Source organism: Vibrio stylophorae (genome assembly GCF_921293875.1).
Lineage (GTDB): Bacteria > Pseudomonadota > Gammaproteobacteria > Enterobacterales > Vibrionaceae > Vibrio_A > Vibrio_A stylophorae.
This window is the reverse complement of sequence record NZ_CAKLDI010000001.1, coordinates 401,340-420,904: the sequence shown is the minus strand read 5'-3', so window position 1 is coordinate 420,904 and position 19,565 is coordinate 401,340. Positions and strand designations below refer to the sequence as shown.

General features: G+C 47.5%; 17 protein-coding genes. 9 read left to right on the top strand and 8 right to left on the bottom strand.

The annotated features are described in order from the left end of the window. The first annotated feature begins 32 nt into the window (after positions 1 to 32). The 3 genes from L9P36_RS01970 (at position 33) to pssA (ending at position 5,585) form a co-directional block, all read left to right on the top strand. A complete protein-coding gene (locus tag L9P36_RS01970; protein ID WP_237464507.1) occupies positions 33 to 2,441 on the top strand; it encodes a glycoside hydrolase family 94 protein in 2,409 nt (802 codons plus the stop codon). Positions 2,442 to 2,513: 72 nt separating this feature from the next. Beyond that, entirely contained in the window at positions 2,514 to 3,926 is a 1,413-nt protein-coding gene (locus L9P36_RS01965) for a phosphoglucomutase/phosphomannomutase family protein (RefSeq protein ID WP_237464506.1), read from the top strand. Between the two features lie 309 nt (positions 3,927 to 4,235). Continuing rightward, entirely contained in the window at positions 4,236 to 5,585 is a 1,350-nt protein-coding gene (gene pssA, locus L9P36_RS01960) for a CDP-diacylglycerol--serine O-phosphatidyltransferase (RefSeq protein WP_237464505.1), read from the top strand. A gap of 109 nt (positions 5,586 to 5,694) precedes the next feature. Here pssA and djlA read toward each other — a convergent pair whose 3' ends face one another. Further along, entirely contained in the window at positions 5,695 to 6,564 is an 870-nt protein-coding gene (djlA, locus tag L9P36_RS01955; protein WP_237464504.1) for a co-chaperone DjlA, read from the bottom strand. Between the two features lie 166 nt (positions 6,565 to 6,730). Between djlA and lptD the strand changes: the two genes are divergently transcribed. From lptD to L9P36_RS01930, 5 genes are read left to right on the top strand one after another with little or no spacing between them, the layout of a single operon-like run. Beyond that, on the top strand, positions 6,731 to 9,061 hold the full coding sequence (lptD, locus tag L9P36_RS01950; protein WP_237464503.1) for an LPS assembly protein LptD: 2,331 nt from the start codon (positions 6,731 to 6,733) through the stop codon (positions 9,059 to 9,061). A gap of 57 nt (positions 9,062 to 9,118) precedes the next feature. Beyond that, positions 9,119 to 10,387, top strand: a complete 1,269-nt coding sequence (gene surA / locus L9P36_RS01945; protein ID WP_237464502.1) for a peptidylprolyl isomerase SurA — start codon at positions 9,119 to 9,121, stop codon at positions 10,385 to 10,387. Further along, positions 10,374 to 11,369 (top strand): 4-hydroxythreonine-4-phosphate dehydrogenase PdxA, encoded by a 996-nt coding sequence (gene pdxA / locus L9P36_RS01940; RefSeq protein WP_435532723.1) that lies wholly within the window; start codon positions 10,374 to 10,376, stop codon positions 11,367 to 11,369. The genes surA and pdxA overlap by 14 nt, the downstream gene beginning before the upstream one ends. Continuing rightward, positions 11,369 to 12,214: a 16S rRNA (adenine(1518)-N(6)/adenine(1519)-N(6))-dimethyltransferase RsmA gene (gene rsmA, locus L9P36_RS01935; protein ID WP_237464501.1), complete on the top strand. Its 846-nt coding sequence runs from the start codon at positions 11,369 to 11,371 to the stop codon at positions 12,212 to 12,214. The genes pdxA and rsmA overlap by 1 nt, the downstream gene beginning before the upstream one ends. Before the next feature lie 11 nt (positions 12,215 to 12,225). Further along, positions 12,226 to 13,053, top strand: coding sequence for a symmetrical bis(5'-nucleosyl)-tetraphosphatase (locus tag L9P36_RS01930; RefSeq protein ID WP_237464500.1), 828 nt, complete (start codon positions 12,226 to 12,228; stop codon positions 13,051 to 13,053). 87 nt (positions 13,054 to 13,140) lie between these two features. Here the strand turns inward: L9P36_RS01930 and folA are convergent, their stop codons facing one another. The 6 genes from folA to rplU all read right to left on the bottom strand — a co-directional run bounded on the left by folA (position 13,141) and on the right by rplU (position 16,987). Continuing rightward, complete coding sequence (gene folA / locus L9P36_RS01925; RefSeq protein WP_237464499.1) at positions 13,141 to 13,620, bottom strand: type 3 dihydrofolate reductase; 480 nt, start codon at positions 13,618 to 13,620, stop codon at positions 13,141 to 13,143. Between the two features lie 33 nt (positions 13,621 to 13,653). Then, positions 13,654 to 14,139: a threonine/serine exporter family protein gene (locus L9P36_RS01920; RefSeq protein WP_435532754.1), complete on the bottom strand. Its 486-nt coding sequence runs from the start codon at positions 14,137 to 14,139 to the stop codon at positions 13,654 to 13,656. Continuing rightward, positions 14,136 to 14,924 (bottom strand): threonine/serine exporter family protein, encoded by a 789-nt coding sequence (locus L9P36_RS01915; RefSeq protein WP_237464498.1) that lies wholly within the window; start codon positions 14,922 to 14,924, stop codon positions 14,136 to 14,138. Before L9P36_RS01915 ends, L9P36_RS01920 begins: the two co-directional genes overlap by 4 nt. Before the next feature lie 160 nt (positions 14,925 to 15,084). After that, a complete protein-coding gene (gene cgtA, locus L9P36_RS01910; protein WP_237464497.1) occupies positions 15,085 to 16,266 on the bottom strand; it encodes an Obg family GTPase CgtA in 1,182 nt (393 codons plus the stop codon). A gap of 133 nt (positions 16,267 to 16,399) precedes the next feature. Then, positions 16,400 to 16,657 carry a 50S ribosomal protein L27 gene (gene rpmA / locus L9P36_RS01905; protein ID WP_237464496.1) on the bottom strand — a complete coding sequence of 86 codons (258 nt, stop codon included), beginning with the start codon at positions 16,655 to 16,657 and terminating at the stop codon, positions 16,400 to 16,402. 18 nt (positions 16,658 to 16,675) lie between these two features. Further along, entirely contained in the window at positions 16,676 to 16,987 is a 312-nt protein-coding gene (gene rplU, locus L9P36_RS01900) for a 50S ribosomal protein L21 (RefSeq protein WP_237464494.1), read from the bottom strand. A 268-nt stretch (positions 16,988 to 17,255) separates the two neighbouring features. Here rplU and ispB point away from each other — a divergent pair, with 268 nt between their 5' ends. Continuing rightward, a complete protein-coding gene (gene ispB, locus L9P36_RS01895; protein ID WP_237464493.1) occupies positions 17,256 to 18,227 on the top strand; it encodes an octaprenyl diphosphate synthase in 972 nt (323 codons plus the stop codon). 100 nt (positions 18,228 to 18,327) lie between these two features. On the opposite strand, the gene mdh is transcribed toward ispB, so the two are convergent. After that, positions 18,328 to 19,275, bottom strand: a complete 948-nt coding sequence (mdh, locus tag L9P36_RS01890; RefSeq protein WP_237464492.1) for a malate dehydrogenase — start codon at positions 19,273 to 19,275, stop codon at positions 18,328 to 18,330. Positions 19,276 to 19,565 lie beyond the last annotated feature (290 nt).

Sequence of the window (19,565 nt, the reverse complement as noted above, 5' to 3'; positions counted from 1 at the left end):
CGCGACACTTTTTTTTTAAGGATGGAACAACAATGAAGTACGGCTATTTTGACAACGAAAACAGGGAGTATGTGATCACTCGCCCTGACGTGCCGGCGCCGTGGACCAACTACCTTGGTACTGAAAAATTCTGTACTGTGATTTCTCACAACGCAGGCGGCTACTCTTTCTACAACTCGCCTGAGTACAACCGTGTCACCAAATTCCGCCCAAATGCGACATTTGATCGCCCAGGGCACTACGTCTATCTTCGTGATGACGAGACAGGTGATTACTGGTCAATCTCTTGGCAACCTGTGGCAAAGAGCCTTGATGAAGCAACTTATGAAGTGCGTCATGGCTTGTCATACTCAAAATTCAAGTGTGACTACAACGGCATCGTTGCGACAAAGACTCTATTTGTTCCTGTGGGCGAAGATGCTGAAGTTTGGGATGTTGTGATCAAAAACACCTCAGCACAACCTCGTACCATCAGTGCGTTCTCATTCGTTGAGTTCTCATTCAGCCACATTCAATCTGATAACCAAAACCATCAGATGTCTTTGTACTCAGCAGGTACTGAATATAAAGATGGCGTGATCGAATACGATCTTTACTACAACACCAATGATTTCGAAGGTTTCTACTACCTAGCGTCAACCTTTGACCCAGATTCATACGACGGTCAACGTGATAGCTTCCTTGGTTTGTACCGCGACGAATCAAACCCACTCGCCGTTGAGCAAGGTAAGTGTTTCAACACTGCACAAACTTGTTACAACCACTGTGGTTCATTGCACAAGCAATTCGTTCTACAACCTGGTGAAGAAGTTCGCTTTGCCTACATTCTGGGTATTGGTAAAGGTCTTGGCGCGAAACTTCGCACTAAATACCAAAACGTTGCTGAAATTGACGCTGCATTTGCTGGCATCAAAGCACACTGGGATGAGCGCTGTGCTAAGTTCCAGGTGAAATCACCAAACGCTGGTCTAGACACCATGATCAACGCATGGACCCTATACCAAGCAGAAACTTGTGTGGTTTGGTCTCGCTTTGCATCATTCATCGAAGTGGGCGGCCGTACTGGCTTGGGTTACCGTGATACTGCGCAAGATGCGATCTCTGTACCTCACTCAAATCCACGCATGACACGTAAGCGCTTGGTTGACCTACTTCGCGGTCAAGTAAAAGCGGGCTACGGTTTGCACCTATTCGATCCTGATTGGTTCGATCCTGAAAAAGCGGATGTTAAACCATCTAAATCACCAACAGTTGTACCAACCCCAAGTGATGAAGATAAGATCCACGGCATCGAAGACACCTGTTCTGATGACCACCTATGGCTGGTTCCAACCATCTGTAACTACGTTCAAGAAACAGGTGAAGAGACCTTCCTAGACGAGTCAATTCCATACGCTGATGGCGGTGTGGCGACTGTTTACGAGCACATGAAGGCAGCACTAGACTTCTCTGCAGAGTACGTGGGTCAAACCGGTATCTGTAAAGGTCTACGTGCAGACTGGAACGACTGTTTGAACCTTGGCGGCGGTGAGTCAGCGATGGTTTCATTCCTTCACTTCTGGGCACTTCAATCATTTGTTGAACTTGCGAAATATCGCGGTGAGCAAGCAGATGTTGATAAGTACACCCTGATGGCTGAAGGCGTTCGTAAAGCTTGTGAAAACCACCTGTGGGATGACGAAGGCGGCTGGTACATTCGCGGTCTAACCAAAGATGGCGACAAAATCGGTACTGCGCAACAAGCTGAAGGCCGTGTACACCTTGAGTCAAACACCCTTGCAGTTCTTTCTGGCGCGGTGTCTCAAGAGCGCGGTGAGAAAGCGATGGATGCAGTGGATGAGAACCTGTACTCAGAGTACGGTCTACACCTCAACTCACCATCATTTGCAACGCCAAACGATGATATCGGTTTCGTTACGCGCGTTTACCAAGGCGTGAAAGAGAACGGTGCGATCTTCTCACATCCAAACCCATGGGCTTGGGTTGCAGAAACCAAACTAGGTCGTGGCGACCGTGCGATGAAGTTCTACGACGCACTGAACCCATACAACCAAAACGACATGATCGAAAAACGTATTGCTGAACCTTACTCATATGTACAGTTCATCATGGGTCGCGATCACCAAGATCACGGTCGTGCAAACCACCCATGGCTAACCGGTACTTCTGGTTGGGCATACTACGCAGTGACCAACTTCATTCTCGGTGTTCGTACTGGTTTCGCAGGTCTAGAAATTGACCCATGTGTCCCAACCAACTGGCCTGGTTTTGAAGTGACTCGTCAATGGCGCGGCGCGACTTACAACATCAAAGTTGAAAATCCAAACGGCGTCAGCAAAGGCGTGAAATCAATTACTGTGAACGGCGGCGCCATCGAAGGCAACGTGGTTCCAGTTCAAGCTGAAGGCAGCATCAACGAAGTCGTTGTTGTTCTAGGCTAATCACCATTCCAATCTGGGGCCTACGGGCCCCATGTTGCCTTGGTTATCCATTTTTGAAATAGGAGTTCAATCATGATCCAATTTGGAACCGGTGGTTGGCGTGCCATTATCGGCGACGAATTTACCCGCGAGAATGTTTGCTTTGTGGCGCAAGCCCTAGCGCAAGTGATGATCAATGAAAAAGTCACAGATCGCGGTTTCGTTGTTGGCTTTGACCGTCGCTTCCTGTCTGATAAAGCATCGCGCTGGTTTGCTGAAGTGATGGCAGCCAACGGCATTACCGTTAGCTTTATCAACAAATATGTCCCAACCCCTGTGGTGATGTTTAAAGCCAAAAACATGGGTTGTGCCTATTCAGCATGTATCACAGCATCGCATAACCCAGCCGATTACAACGGCATTAAGGTGTTTATCGAAGGCGGCCGAGACGCCGATGAAGTGATCACGCAAAAAATTGAGTCTGCCATTGCGACACTCACCGCCGCAGACATTAAAACCATTGAGTTTGATGACGCCATCGAAGCTGGCAGCATTGTTATCATCAACCCAATGAACGAATTTGTTGATTCGATCATCGACTTTGTGGATATGGAAGCAATTCGCAATGCCAGCCTCAAAGTATTGATCGATCCTATGTTTGGTGTGGCGAAAAACGCCCTACAAACCGTACTGATTAGCGCCCGCTGTGAAGTAGACGTAATCAACGATAACGAAAACCCAGGCTTTGATGGCCGTATGCCAAGCCCAAGCGCAGCAACCCTGTTCCGCTTGAAGCACCTGACTGCGGAAAAAGGCTATGACATCGGTATCGGTACCGATGGCGACGCCGATCGTCTGGGTATCATCGATGAAAAAGGCAACTTCGTTTCTGCAAACGAAGTGCTGATGCTGCTTTACTACTACATGCTCAAGTACAAGGGCTGGAAAGGCTCTGTGGTTCGTAATATCGCAACCACCCACCTACTTGACGCGATTGCAGCAGACCATGGTGAGAAGTGCTTTGAAGTGCCTGTTGGCTTTAAACACATCAGCTCACAAATGGAAGCCGATGACTCATTGATTGGTGGCGAAAGCTCTGGCGGCCTCACCATTCGCGGTCACATCAAAGGTAAAGATGGCGTATTTGCCTCAAGCATTCTGGTTGAGATGATCAGTGTGACTGGCAAGAAGATCTCTGAGCTATTGGACGAGATCTACGGCAAATATGGCTTTATGTACACTGCTGAAGGCGATTGTAAATTCCCAGCCAAAGAGCGCGGCCGCATTTACGACAAAATCTATGTCGAAAAAGCGTTACCAGCTTTTGATTATGAAGTGGAAAAAGTTAGCTATGAAGATGGCGCGAAAGTCTACTTCAAAAATGGCGGCTGGGCACTTGCTCGCTTCTCTGGCACAGAGCCATTGCTTCGCTTGTTTGTCGAAATGGCAACCAAAGATGAAGCTGAAGCTGTGCTAGAACAACTGAAAGCCTTTTTGAAAGTTTAAGGCTGCATCGTTGTTCGTTGTCGCTCTATGGCCAAAATTGAGCGACCTAGGGTAACCTTCGGGTTGCCCTTTTTTTATGGTCTTTTTTACGCGAAATATTTGCACTATTCACAAATAATGCCCGTAAACCCATCACACTCGGTTATTTTTTAACGCTTTTTTATTGTGATAAAACAGCTGATTTTTATGACAAAATCCGCAATTTCACGATACAAAAAGGGATGTAAAAACAACAAGTCGCGCTTTTTCGGTGCTTTCTGGTAGAATGCACGGTTGTTTTTCTTTTGATTTAGATTTTGACGAGGCCCTATGGACGTATTGAGTGCGAAACAGCAGCGCTTAGCACAATTGCCCTGCATTGCACATCATCCAGCCGATCTTGAAACGCTGTTTGACGCGTCATCTTTCCGTGCCCGACTTCATCAAGCGATCAGCGAAGCGCAGCATCGCATCTATATCGTCGCACTGTACTTGCAAGACGATGAAGCTGGCCGCGCTATTTTGGATTCGCTCTACCAAGCCAAACAAAAGAACCCGGCACTCGATATTAAAGTCTTTGTTGACTGGCATCGCGCGCAGCGCGGTTTAATTGGCGCAGCCGCCTCTGACGGCAACGCGGCACTGTATCGCCAATATGCCGAAAAATATGAACATGCCATTGAGATTTATGGTGTGCCAGTGAAAAATCGTGAAGTCTTTGGTGTACTGCACCTCAAAGGCTTTATCGTCGACGATCAGGTGATCTACAGCGGCGCCAGCTTAAACGATGTTTACTTAGCGCAGCACGAACGCTACCGCTATGACCGCTACCATATTTTGCGTAATCAATCGCTTGCTGACAGCATGGCGCAATATGTGCTCGACAATATGCTTGAAAGTGACGCGGTCAACTGCCTAGCGCAACCATGCCGACCAAGCACCAAATCACTTAAGCCAGCGATTCGTCAGCTTCGTGGTCGCCTGCAACACGCTAGCTATCAATTTGAGCCGCAACGTGTTGGTGATGAACATATTTCACTGACCCCAGTGGTCGGCCTTGGTAAACGCCGTAACCGTTTGAACTTTCTAATTCAAACACTTTTGGCGAGTGCTCAGCATGAGATCACCATCTGTACCCCTTACTTCAATTTGCCAAAAAGTTTGAGCAAAGAAGTACGCAACGCCATGAGACGTGGTGTGAAAGTCACCATTATTGTCGGTGATAAAACCGCCAATGACTTCTACATTCCACCCAGCGAGCCGTTTCGCACCATTGGTGGGCTGCCTTATCTTTATGAGGTCAATCTGCGCAAATTTGCCAAACGTCATCAGCAAGAGATCAATGATGGTCGTTTGAATCTGCATCTATGGCGCCATGACGATAACAGCTTCCACCTTAAGGGGATCTGGATTGATCAGCGTTATATGTTGATCACGGGCAGTAACCTCAACCCTCGCGCATGGAAACTTGATCTTGAAAATGCCATTTTGATTCAAGATCCACAGGGGCATCTTCGCGAGCAAAAACAGCGTGAATTGGATTGTATTTTGACCCATACCACACGCCTGAACTCCTATCTTGAAGTTGAGGATTTGGAACAATACCCAATGCCAGTGAAGCGTCTACTCAAGCGTCTTCGCCGAGTCAAGGTTGATGCGATTTTAAGTCAAATTCTTTAATCTGACTTCAACCGCCAGATATCAAATTAGGCATCAAAAAAGCGCTCATCATGAGCGCTTTTTATTTTTTGTTTATCAGTAGGTTGGCCTATTTATTTGATAATAGCCATTACTTAATCCCGTGGTGCTTGCGCAGCACCTCATAGGCAGCTTGAATCTCTTGCGCCTTTTCCTTAGCAATCTCCATCATCTCTGGCGGTAAACCTTTTGCCACCAATTTGTCTGGATGATGCTCGCTCATCAGCTTGCGATAAGCGCGCTTAATGGTTTTACCATCCGCATCTGCAGCCACGCCTAAAACAGTACAAGCATCGGCAATTTGATCGCGAGCGGTTCGTGGATCCGCTTGCTGATATTGCTGCTGTGATTGTTGCTGTGAATAGTAGGAGCGGAAATTGTTTTGCTGAAAACGCATCGCTGCTTCACGCATGCGCAAATGCTGCGCCATTTGTCGTTCAGAAAAACCAAGCTGGGTCGCAATTTGATACAGGGCTGCGCGCTCATTGGGATGAATTTCGCCATCAGCAAAGGCCAAAGAGATTTGTAGCTCTAGAAAGAACTGAATCAAATCATGACGGCCGACACACACTTGTCTCAGGTCTTGCAACACTTGATTCAGTGCAAAATGCGGATCTTTACCTTCGCGAAATGCTTGCTGCGCTTTGGCGCGGCGCTCAGCATCGAGCCCCATGCGATCCATCAATGCCGTTGCAACGGCAATCTCCTTTTGGCTCACCCGCCCTTTGGCTTTAGCGATATGACCCATCACAGCAAAAGCAGCATAAAAGAAATCGTTGCTTTGCTGCTGATTATTGCCAAAAGGCTGGCCTGAAAAAGGGCTATTAAATCGATAAAGTTTTGCGTTGGCGTGATCGAAATAGGATCCCACCATAAAGCCCAAAATGGCGCCAATCCAGCGTCCTAAAATAAATCCAAATAGAGTGCCGAGAATTCTACCCCACACGTGCTCAATCCTCATTTTATCTATGTGTTTGCAAATTAATCGCACACTTCATCGTCAAGGTGCTGTGGTTACTGATAAAATTGCATTATGATAGCCAGCACGCTGGCGATCGAACTGATTCTATCTTTTGGTTGTCCACAATAGACTTTTTTGCCGCGAAGAAAAAGGATTACCCTGTCAAATGCTACCTCATGCTCGTCGTGCCCTTACCCCACTGATTGGACTATTACTCTCGAGCCCAAGCCTTGCCGAGGACACCAGCGCACTGCCCCATGAGCAATGCGCACCTGCAACGCAAGATAGCGAAACGGTTAACGATCAGCCAATCACCATCAAGGCCAATACCGCCAAGGCGATTAGTGAAAGTTATGCACAATATGAAGGCGATGTCACCGTAAGACAAGGCGCGCGCTATATGCAAGCGGATAGTGCGACCCTACGCCAACCTGAAAATATTGTGACGGCCGAAGGTGATGTGATCTTTAGTGATGGCCAAGTTGAAGTCAAAAGTGACAAGTTGGTGACCAATCTCACCACCGAAGACTCTGAGATGCATAACGCGAAATATCGCCTGCTATGCCAACAAGGTCGCGGTGAAGCTTATCGCGTATACAAAGACGGTCAGAAAATTTTTCGCCTGCAAGATGGCTCCTTTACCACTTGTCCAGAAGGCGATAAAAGCTGGAATTTCTCTGCCAGCCATATTGAGCGAGACGACGACAGTCCCTACGCCGATTTTTATAACGCGCGCTTTGAAGTGCTCGATGTGCCCATTCTCTATGCGCCATGGCTGCGTGTTCCTGTAGGCGAACAGCGCCTCACAGGTTTTCTATTTCCAACCATTGGTATCGGCTCTCGTGACGGCTTAGAGTTTGAACTGCCATTTTATTGGAATATCGCGCCCAATTACGATCTCACCTTGACCCCCAAATATATGGAAAAACGCGGCCTGCAAATGGGCGCCGAATTTCGCTACCTCTGGGATATTGGCGAAGGTTCGCTCAGCGGTGAAATTCTCGATTCAGATAAAAAAAATCCGAGTCTTGGCAAACGCTGGGCTTTTAACTGGCAGCATTACGGCACCTATAAACAGCACTGGCTGATTGAGGCTGATTACAGCCGCGTCAGTGATACCAATTATTTTGTCGATCTTGATTCTGATATTGGTCAACGCGAAGACAACCAGTTGATGCAAACTGGCGCGGTGAGTTATCGCGACCAGCATTGGAACAGTCGTATCATGGTGCGTGATTTTCAGCAGCTGACTGGCGATAGCCTGCCCTATCGTTTAGTGCCACAGCTCGATTTCAACTTCTATTATCCCAACTCATTACTGGGTTTGGATTGGAATATGAACAGCAGTGTCAGCCGCTTTGAAACTGATGACCCGAATAAGCCTTCTGCGGATCGCGTTCATCTTGAGCCCAGTATCTCACTGCCGCTCAGCGACACTTGGTGGTATATGAATACCGAAGCCAAGTTGATGTACACCTACTACAACCAAAAAAATATCGACAACCTTACGCTCGATGCAGGCGAAACCAACCGACTTGAATCCTCTGTGACGCGCACTCTACCGAGCTTTCGTTGGGATGGTGGGGTTTATCTTGAGCGTGACACCGAGATCTCAGGCCATGCTTATACCCAAAGCTTAGAGCCTCGAATTCAATATCTGTATATTCCAAAAGAAGATCAAAGCGCGATTTATCAGCCATTTAACTATGCTGGCGGTGGTTATGACACCACCTTACTACAAACTGATTACTATGGTCTGTTCCGCGATCGCAAATATAGTGGCATTGACTATATCGCCGAAGCCAATCAAGTCAGCGTGGGTGCCACCACCCGTTATTTTGATAGTGATTACATCGAGCGATTTAACCTGTCCTTTGGTCAAATCTTCTATCTAAACGATACTGGTAACACTTCACCGACAGGGCAAGATGCGCCGCCAACCTATTCAGCTTGGGCGCTCGAGTCTGATTTTAACTATGCAGATTGGTTATTTTTCCATAGTTCATTGCAATATGATGCCAACATCAATCAAGTACAATTGGCTAACACCACCATGGAATACCGCCAAGATAGTACTTTTGCTCAGCTTAGCTATCGCTACATCACCAAAGATTATATTAGCCAAACGGTCAATTTATCTGTACCAGGTAGTGAGCAAATTATCTCCGATGAAGGGATTTCACAGCTGGGCTTTGAAACAGGCTTTTCAATCACCAATAACTGGAAGTTCCGCGCCAATTACTACCATGATCTCAACGAAGATATCATGCTGCAAAGCTATGCAGGACTCACCTATGAAGCCGCTTGCTGGGCGATGGGCATCAGTTATAACGAATATCTTCGCGACTACAGCTTTGACGCGCAACAAGCGGACTATGAGAACAATATTAGCTTCACCGTATCCTTGCGTGGCCTAAGCACTCAAAACCTAAATCTCGACACCACTGATGGTGGTAATTCCTTAGGTTATGGTCGCCCATTTTATTTGAATAATTAATGAATGAAATTGAGCCAGCAAGGTCTCAACTCTGTGCTATTTGATTGTGGATTGTGTATGAAAAAGTGGATTTACCTGTGTCTTTGCGTTGTGAGTCTTGTTGCCCCAGCCCAAGCTCAGTCACTCGATCAGGTGGCCGTCATCGTCAACGATGGCGTCATTTTGGAAAGTGATATCAATCGCGCTCACCAAATTTTAACGATGAACGCAGCGCTAAAAGGACAAAGCGTTCCTAGTTTATCCGTGATGCGCGATCAAATTATCGATAACCTCATCGACCAAGAGTTACAGCTTCAGCAAGCCAAACGCATCGGTCTTGAAATTAGTGATGCACAGCTTGATGAGGCCATTGCTCGCATTGCTAAAGGCGAAGGACTTTCTGTTGATGGTCTGCGCCGCGCGGTCGAGAAAAACGGCGTGAGTTATGCTGATTTTCGTCAAAGTGTTCGTGATGATATGGCTGCTGGCCGCGCTCGTGGCGCCATTGTTCAGCGCCAAATCAACGTGCTACCAGAGGAAGTCAAAGCACTAGCCAAAGCACTGCAAGATCAAAGCACACAAAACGTGCAATATCACTTGGGCCACATTCAGGTGAAATTTGACGAAAGTGAAGATGCAAAAGCGGCCATTGACCAAATCGTGAAGCGCTTAAACAACGGTGCTGATTTTGCCACTCTTGCCTTTACTGAATCTAATGGTCCAAAGGCACTACAAGGCGGTGACTGGGGCTGGCTTCGTAAAGAAGCGATGCCGACCCTCTTTGCCGATCAAATTGGCGCGCAAGGTAAAGGTGCCATCATCGGTCCATTCCGCAGCGGTCAGGGTTACCATATTCTCAAAATTTTTGATGTGAAAGGCCTCGAAACCGTCTCTGCGCAAGAGATTGATAGCCGCCATATTTTGCTCAAAACCACCCCAATCTTAAGTGATGCAGGCGCTAAAGCTGAGCTCGAACGTATCGCACAATCAATTCGCAGTGGCGAGGTGAGCTTTGCGAAAATGGCCAGTGAATACAGTGATGACCCAGGTTCTGCCGTCAAAGGTGGCAACCTTGGCTGGCAAGACCCAAGTATTTTTGTGCCCGAGTTTCAGCATGCCATCGAGACTCAACCCATTGGTGTTATTGGCCAACCTTTTGTCACTGCGCACGGCTGGCATATTGTCGAAGTCCTTGGTCGCAAAAAAGTCGATCGCACAGAGCAAGCTATGTTGGATCAAGCCTATCGCATGCTGATGGGGCGCAAATTCAATGACGAAGCACAAAGCTGGCTGCTACAACTTCGCAACAGCGCCTACATTGAGGTAATCAATCGTGACCCTCAATAAATCAACCCAACGCATTGTCGTCACTGCTGGTGAACCTGCTGGCATTGGCCCAGACCTAATGATCACCATGGGCCAGCATAGCTGGCCCCATCAATTGGTTGTGTGCGCGGATAAAACGCTACTAGCAGAGCGCGCAAAGTCGCTCGGGCTGACAATTCAACTAAAAGACTATGACAGCAATGTACCAGCCAGTGCTAGCCAAGCTGGTGAACTTGTGGTTGCACATGTACCTTTGGCATCACCAGCCATCGCTGGCAAGCTCAATGAAGCCAATGGTCGCTATGTCCTCGACACTCTTGCTTACGCCGCACAGGGCTGTTTAAGTGGTGAATTTGCCGCGGTGGTCACAGGCCCAGTGCACAAAGGGGTGATTAACCGCGCTGGCGTGCCTTTTAGTGGCCACACAGAATTTTTCCAAGAGCAAGCTGGCGTTCATAAAGTCGTGATGATGCTGGCAACCGAGGGACTTCGCGTTGCGCTAGCAACCACTCACTTACCACTTAAAGACATTTCTGATGCCATTACCCAGGCATCGCTTACGGAAGTGATTGAAATTCTCGAGCAAGACCTCAAGCGCAAATTTGGCATTGCTGTGCCAAAAGTATTGGTCGCAGGCCTCAATCCACATGCGGGCGAAGATGGCTGTTTGGGTCGCGAAGAAATTGACACCATCACCCCAGTCCTTGATACACTACGCGGCCGCGGCATGAACCTGATTGGTCCATTACCCGCAGACACATTATTTCAACCCAAATATCTCGCTGATGCCGATGCGGTATTGGCCATGTATCACGATCAAGGGTTGCCCGTACTTAAGTACAAAGGCTTTGGCAACGCGGTGAACATCACCCTTGGCCTGCCCTTTATTCGCACCTCAGTAGATCACGGAACGGCGTTAGATCTCGCTGGAACTGGAAACGCAGACACAGGCAGCCTCTGGACAGCGCTCGCCTATGCGCAACATATGGTAGAACAACAGTAATGAGTGACAAAGTTCACCTGGGTCACCGCGCTCGTAAGCGCTTTGGCCAAAACTTTTTGAATGATCCTTATATCATCGACAGCATCGTCTCAGCGATTAACCCACGTAATGGTGAAAACCTGATCGAAATCGGCCCAGGTCTTGGCGCACTGACTGAGCCTGTTGCAGCGCAAGTGGATCACCTCACTGTTGTTGAGCTTGACCGTGATCTTGCTGAACGTCTGATGGTACACCCTGTCCTTAAAGACAAACTCACCATTAACCAAGCTGATGCGATGCAATTTGATTTCTCTGCATTGGCACGCCCTGATTACAAAATGCGTGTATTTGGTAACTTGCCTTATAACGTATCAACACCTTTGATGTTCCATCTCTTTAGCTTTAGCGGCTGCATTCAAGATATGCACTTTATGCTACAAAAAGAGGTGGTGAACCGTCTTGCGGCTGGCCCTGGTAGCAAGGCTTATGGTCGTTTGACCGTGATGGCGCAGTACTACTGCAAAGTAACACCAGTATTGGAAGTACCGCCAACGGCATTTAAACCAGCACCAAAAGTTGACTCAGCTGTGGTTCGTCTTACCCCACATGCTGAATTGCCACACCCTGCCACCAACTTAAAATGGTTGGATCGTGTGTGTCGTGAAGGTTTTGGCCAACGCCGTAAAACCGTACGTAACTGCTTTAAAAAGTTGATGGATGATACCGTGCTTGAGTCTTTGGATATCAACCCAACGCTACGTCCAGAAAACCTCTCGCTGGCACAATTTGTTGCGATGGCCAACTGGCTTGATGCCAATCATGGCAATGCAACAGATAACAATCCAGCGAATAGTGACGAAGCATAAGGTTCCTTCACGTGGCCACCTATCTTGTCGGTGATATACAGGGCTGCTTAGCTGAACTACAAGCCCTGCTTTCAAGCGTTCATTTTGACCCAGCCACTGATGAACTTTGGCTGGTCGGTGATTTGGTGGCTCGCGGCCCTGCTTCTTTGCAAACCTTGCGCTTTATTCAATCGCTCGGCAATAGTGCAAAAGCTGTATTGGGCAATCATGATCTCCACCTGCTAGCCGTCGCGCATGGCTTTAAAACCATCAATCCAAAAGATCAGACCCAAGCGATTTTAGATGCGCCAGACTGTGAGTCCTTACTCACTTGGCTGCGCCATCAACCCTTGCTACGCCAGCACCCAACCTTTGATTTTGTGGTCAGTCATGCCGGCATTGCGCCTGAGTGGGATCTGAAAACCGCAGCCACGCAAGCCAAATTAATCGAAAAACAGCTGCAAAGTGCTAACTATCAGCAGCTACTACAACAGATGTATGGCGATCAGCCTGCGCGTTGGTGCGATGCACACACGCCACTTGAAAAGACACGCTTTACCATCAATAGCCTTACTCGGATGCGATTTTGCTATGCCGATGGGGCGCTGGATATGGCGGAAAAAATGCCACCTCAAGCCCTTGAAAATCCTGATTTAATGCCTTGGTTTGATGTACCGCGTCGCAATAAATTGCCAACGGTTATCTTTGGTCACTGGGCAGCGCTTGGTCAATACCAAGGTCATGGTGTGATTTGTTTAGATAGTGGCTGCGTGTGGGGCAATGGCATGACCATGCTGCGCTGGGAAGATCAGCAATACTTCCATCAGCCCAGCCTTACGGCTCATCAATCCGCGAATTAATCGCGCCAGAGTCGTACTCGTAGCCATTCGCATTCCAAGACAATAAAAAAGCGCCAAAGGCGCTTTTTTATTGTTCAGAATTCAAGCTTAGATCCGCTCTAAAATCGCAAATTCCATATCGTAAGCATTTTTATCATCTGCAGAATAATGCTCAGAATAAGTTTGTTGCCAAGCATCGCCCCAATCAGGGAACTGAGTGTCACCATCCACTTGCGCATCGATAAAGGTAAGATACAGGCAATTTGCAGTGGCTAAGCAACTGCGATAAATAGAGCCACCGCCAATAATCATCACCTCTTTAACATCGCCAGCAGCTTCAATGGCTTGCTCAATACCACTGACCCAAGTCACCGCTTGATCAGCTGGCGCTTGGCGACTAATCACAATATTGTGACGGCCGGGCAGAGGGCGACCAATGGACTCATAGGTTTTGCGCCCCATAATCACAGGCTTGCCTAAAGTACAGCGTTTAAACCAAGCAAAATCAGCCGGTAAATGCCAAGGCATTTGATTGTCTTGACCAATCACACGATCCTTTGCTAATGCGGCAATCATACTAATTTTCATGGTTTATCCTTATATCGACTGAAGCTAGCGGCGTTAAATAACCGGACGTCGACGATAAAATAACAGTCCAGGCATCGCAAGCCCAATCGCCAAGGAAGCAATAATAAACATGGCCTTAATAAAATTATCCATGACCATCGCCCAAAGCTCAGGGCTATAGCCTTGCTCGTTAATCTCAACCATGGCAATCATCGCCTTATAAGCAAAAACGCCTGGCACCATAGGAATCATCGCTGCCACAGTAAACACTTTAGGATGCGCCAAAAAGCGATGCGACCAATAAACACCGATCATGCCAACTGTGGTCGCCGCAGCTAAGGTCCCCCACTCAATAGGCATACCAAATTGCATCAGCACATAGCGCATGCCATGACCCAAAGCACCACCCATGGCGCAATATTTCAATGCGCGCTCCGGCACATTAAACACCAGCGCAAATCCAACCGCTGGAATCGATGCAAAGAACATGTCATGGGCAAGACCAATTAAAAGATCCAGCCAGTTGATATCCACGATCATATGATCCACCCCCAAACACCAAGTACCTTCATTGCCGCGACAATGCCAATACAAGTCGCCAACGTTAACAAGCTGGCAAAGGTAAATCGTGCGATGCCCATATTGATATAGCCTTTTACCATATCAGCAAAGGTATTAATTAGAGGAAAGCCGGGAACTAGCATCAATACCGAAGAGGCCATGGCTAAGAAGGGCGTATCACCTATCTGGTATTTTTCACCAATGCCCGCAACCAGCGTGGTGACAAAGGCGGTGACAGCAAAATTTAGGCTTGGGTTGAAATGACGGTGCCCCATCTCTTGGCGCACAATCATGCCGCAGCTGGAGGCTAAAAAAGTCAAAAGGATCGCTGCGATATCACCACCAGCCAATCGACAAAATGCCGCACACGACAGGCCAATCATGAGTACCACCAACCAGCGGTTATAACGTCGCGGGGTAATATGATCGAGCTTATATCGTGCCTGCGTGGCATCAAGTAACCCTTTTTCGGTCAAGATGCAGGTGCGCTGAATCTGAGTGACAGCACGCATGTTGATCCCTTTGTCTGGGCATTCACGCACTGTGGTCATGCAGTTATCGTTAATAATGGTGGTTAAGGTGAGCGAATTTGCTGTGAGCGACACAGCAACATCCTTAGCACCCAAAGCGTAAGCAAAACGGCGACTAATATCTGCAACCAGTGCGCTTTCCGCACCGTGCTGCAATAACATTTGGCCTGCGAGAATCGCAAGCTGCGTGACCTTGCGCTGATAACCATGCGCATCGACATCCTGTATGATCATGTATGAGCAATTCCTTCCAACAGATGGCGCTCAGTGTAACAAAATGTGAAATGTGAATATTGATATAAATCCACACTTTTCTTAGATCATGGGCTCTTTTTGTATAAAAAAACCGCCGAATTTATCGGCGGTTTTTTCTTCGACTAAGCGATAATTTACATTATGGCTTATAGATGATCTCTACATCATAATCATCTTCGTCCCAATCATCCCAATCATCATCATCGTCATCATCGACTTGTTGATGTTCGCGGATTGCACGATCATGGTAATCATCCCACTTGAATTCCACTTTTTCAGGGGCATCAAGGGTCTCTTCCACTTCAATTTCGCGCGGCATGGATTCAATTTGCGTCATCAGATCATAACAAATCTGCTGCGTACCTTGGCGGTTTGCCGCAGAGATGCAGTAGTACTGCTCATCCCAATCCAATGCTTCAAGTACTGCATCAATGGTTGCTTGTGCATCCTCTTCAGAAAGCAGATCAACTTTGTTAAATACCAACCAACAAGGTTTATTGGCTAACTTTTCACTGTATTGACCGAGCTCTTCAATGATCGTCACTGCATTAGCGACAGGATCCGATTGATCCATCGGCAATAGATCGATCATATGTAGTAGCACGCGGCAACGCTCAAGGTGCTTCAAGAAGCGAATACCAAGACCCGCACCTTCAGATGCACCTTCAATCAATCCTGGAATATCGGCAACCACAAAGCTCTTATCATCGGCAATACGAACCACACCAAGGCTTGGCACCAGCGTGGTAAATGGATAATCAGCCACTTTCGGTTTCGCAGCAGACACTGCGCGGATAAAGGTTGATTTACCTGCGTTTGGCAAACCTAGCATACCCACATCAGCGAGTAGCAAAAGCTCGAGGCGCAGTTCACGCACTTCACCTTTGGTCCCCATGGTCTTTTGACGTGGAGCGCGGTTCACAGATGATTTAAAGCGGGTATTCCCCAAACCATGCCAACCACCTTTGGCAACCATGATCTTACTATTATGTTGCGTTAAATCTGCAACCACTTCACCTGTATCGATATCAACAGCACGGGTACCCACAGGAACTCGCAACACGCAATCATCGCCACGTTTACCTGTACAGTTACCTGCACGGCCATTCTCACCACGACCGGCTGCATAGAAGCGCTGGAAACGGTAATCAATCAGGGTGTTTAGGTTTTCATCTGCAATCAGATAAACGTCGCCACCATCACCACCATCGCCACCGTCAGGGCCACCTTTAGGGACGTATTTTTCGCGACGAAAACTGACGGTACCGTTACCACCATCACCGGCATCAACTTTAATGACGGCTTCATCTACAAATTTCATTTGTTGCTCCACATCGGTGCATTTTGTTTAGTTTAACCCAGCAGCAGAGAGAATAAAGCCTCAAGAGTGAGTAATGCACCATTAATAAAAAGCCCCGCCATAAGGCAGGGCTTTGTCATTCGTACCGATTGGCTTATTCAGCTTCGATGCTAACGAATTTACGGTTTTTAGGACCTTTCACTTCAAACTTAACTTTACCTTCAGTTAGAGCGAAAAGTGTGTGGTCTTTACCACAACCTACGTTAGTACCAGCGTGGAACTTAGTACCACGTTGACGAACGATGATGTTACCTGCAAGAACAGATTCACCGCCGAAGCGTTTTACACCAAGACGTTTACTTTCTGAATCACGGCCGTTACGAGTAGAACCGCCAGCTTTTTTGTGTGCCATCTAATCCTTCTCCTTAACTTAAGCGCTGATGCCAGTAATTTTGACTTCAGTGAACCACTGACGGTGGCCCATTTGCTTACGTGAATGCTTACGACGACGGAATTTAACAATTTTCACTTTGTCGCCACGACCGTGAGTTACAACCTCAGCAGTGATTTTGCCACCTTCAACAAGAGGCGCACCTACTTTGATCTCTTCACCGTTAGCAACCAGTAGCACTTTGTCGAATTCAACAGTCGCACCAGTTTCAACGTCTAGCTTTTCCAAGCGAACGGTTTGACCTTCGCTTACTCGGTGTTGCTTACCACCACTTTGGAAAACAGCGTACATTTCTTACTCCGCTTCATCCGCACAGTCAGGTCAAATTGTGACCAATTGAGTGTGCGCAAATCTTTTATCAATAGGGCGCGAATTCTACGTTATTAAATCGCAACTGACAAGCCATTCGACAAAGAAAATTGGTGAAAAGCTGATCAACCTTGAATCGTCGCCCGCCCAACATAGGATCAACGCTGTCACCTATGCCGTTTTCATGTAAAATCCATGTAGCTAATTATACATAAATCTGCTTTTTTGACAGCTAGGCACAGGAAAAATAATGGACTTCAAAGCAATCACTCAACTGATTGAAAGCGATATGAATGCCGTCAATCAACACATTCTTGACCAGCTCAATTCGCCTGTCGCGCTGATCAATCAACTTGGCTTTTATATCATCAGTGGCGGCGGCAAACGTATTCGCCCAACATTGGCGGTATTAGCAGCTAAAGCGCTCAATTATCAAGGTGATAAGCATCTGATGAGTGCGGCTTATATCGAATTCATTCACACCGCAACACTGCTTCATGATGATGTGGTTGATGAATCAGAATTGCGTCGTGGCAAAGCCACCGCTAATGCCGAATTCGGCAATGCTGCCAGCGTTTTGGTCGGTGATTATATCTACACCCGCGCCTTTCAAATGATGACCAAACTTGGCTCACTTCGCGTCCTTGAATTAATGAGCGAAGCAGTCAATGTAATCGCCGAAGGTGAAGTCCACCAGCTCATTAACTGCAATGATCCACATGTAACTGAAGACAGTTATATGCAAGTCATTTACTCAAAAACGGCACGCTTATTTGAAGTCGCCACCCAAGTGAGCGCCGTGCTCGCGGGTGCCACCACAGAACAAGAAATTGCGATGCAAGATTATGGTCGCTACCTCGGTACGGCATTTCAATTGATCGATGATGCACTGGACTACACGGCATCAGACGAAGAGATGGGTAAGCAAGCGGGCGATGACTTAGCGGAAGGTAAACCTACGCTACCGCTTTTACATGCGATGACCCATGGCACCGCAGAAGAGCAAATTATGATTCGCCAAGCCATTGAGCAAGGTAATGGCCGAGCACTGTTACAACCCATCCTCGCTTGCATGGAACGCGTTGGCTCGCTGGCTTACACTGAAACCCGCGCGCAAATGGAAGCGCAAAAAGCCATTGATGCACTCGCGCCAATTCCAGACTCCATTTACAAGCAGGCCTTGATTGCAGTTGCACACATTGCGGTTGAACGTCGTAGCTAAGGCTCGCATACATATCATAGGATCAATTTAGATCCATTCAGATCCAAATAAAAACGGCCACATGATGTGGCCGTTTTTATGCATTTCCAAATGAGAACAATTAAATCACTGCTTCAGCGACAAACTCTTCTCCTGTAACAATGTCTTTCGCCAAAATCGGCTGCATTGTCTCAATCGCTTGCTGTTCAAAAGCACTCACGACGCCATAGTCAAGCACTTGTTCAACCCCTTCACGCCCAAGTAGCAGCGGTTGTGAAAAGAATCGATTATGCGTACTTTTACCTTCGACGTAAGCACACTCCACCACATTGCGTTCGCCTTGTAACGCGCGCAGTAGCGATAATGTAAAACGGCAGCCCGCCTGCCCCATAGACAGCGTTGCAGAGCCACCACCCGCCTTTGCTTCTACCACTTCCGTACCCGCATTTTGAATTCGATGGGTGAGCTGCGCAATTTCCTCATCACTAAACGCAACACCCTCGATTTGTGAGAGCAGCGGTAAAATGGTCACACCGGAATGGCCACCAATCACTGGCACCGTAAAGCTGCCGAGTGGCTTGCCTTTCAGCTCAGAAACAAAGGTTTCAGACCGAATTACATCCAAGGTAGTTACACCAAACAATTTGCGCGGATCGTAAACACCCGCTTTCTTAAGGACTTCAGCGGCAATCGCCACTGTGGTATTGACTGGGTTGGTAATAATGCCAACACAAGCCTTAGGACACACTTTGGCAATCACTTCAGCCAAAGACTTTACAATGCCCGCATTCACGTTAAAAAGATCCGCACGATCCATACCTGGCTTACGTGCAACACCTGCAGAGATCATCACGATATCCGCGCCTTGCAGCGCTGGCGTTGGATCGTCACCGGCAAAACCTTCGACAACAACATCTGTCGGAATATGGCTCAGATCCTTGGCCACACCAGGGGTCACTGGCGCAACATCGTAGAGAGACAATACAGTTTTTGGTGGTAGCTGGGTCTTGAGTAGCAAGGCGAGTGCCTGGCCAATCCCCCCCGCAGCTCCAATTACAGCCACTTTCATAATTATCTCCTTACATTCGTAAGAGTGATTATCAGACTATTATTATGTTTCAGACCTGTTACCAAACTATCCCATGACCAATTTAAAAACAATCTTGTAACAACAGCTTTGCGACCTTGCGCAGACGGGATCATTTTCCATGCATAATTGCAGGATTTTTCCGAAGATCTGGTCTATTTTTGGCGAAATGCATAAACATGCTTAAATTTCACACATTAAGTAAAGATCGCGAAGCTGAACACAAACTATCGCATCTTTTTTTGCGGCAAGCTGCATGAATATGCAAAAAT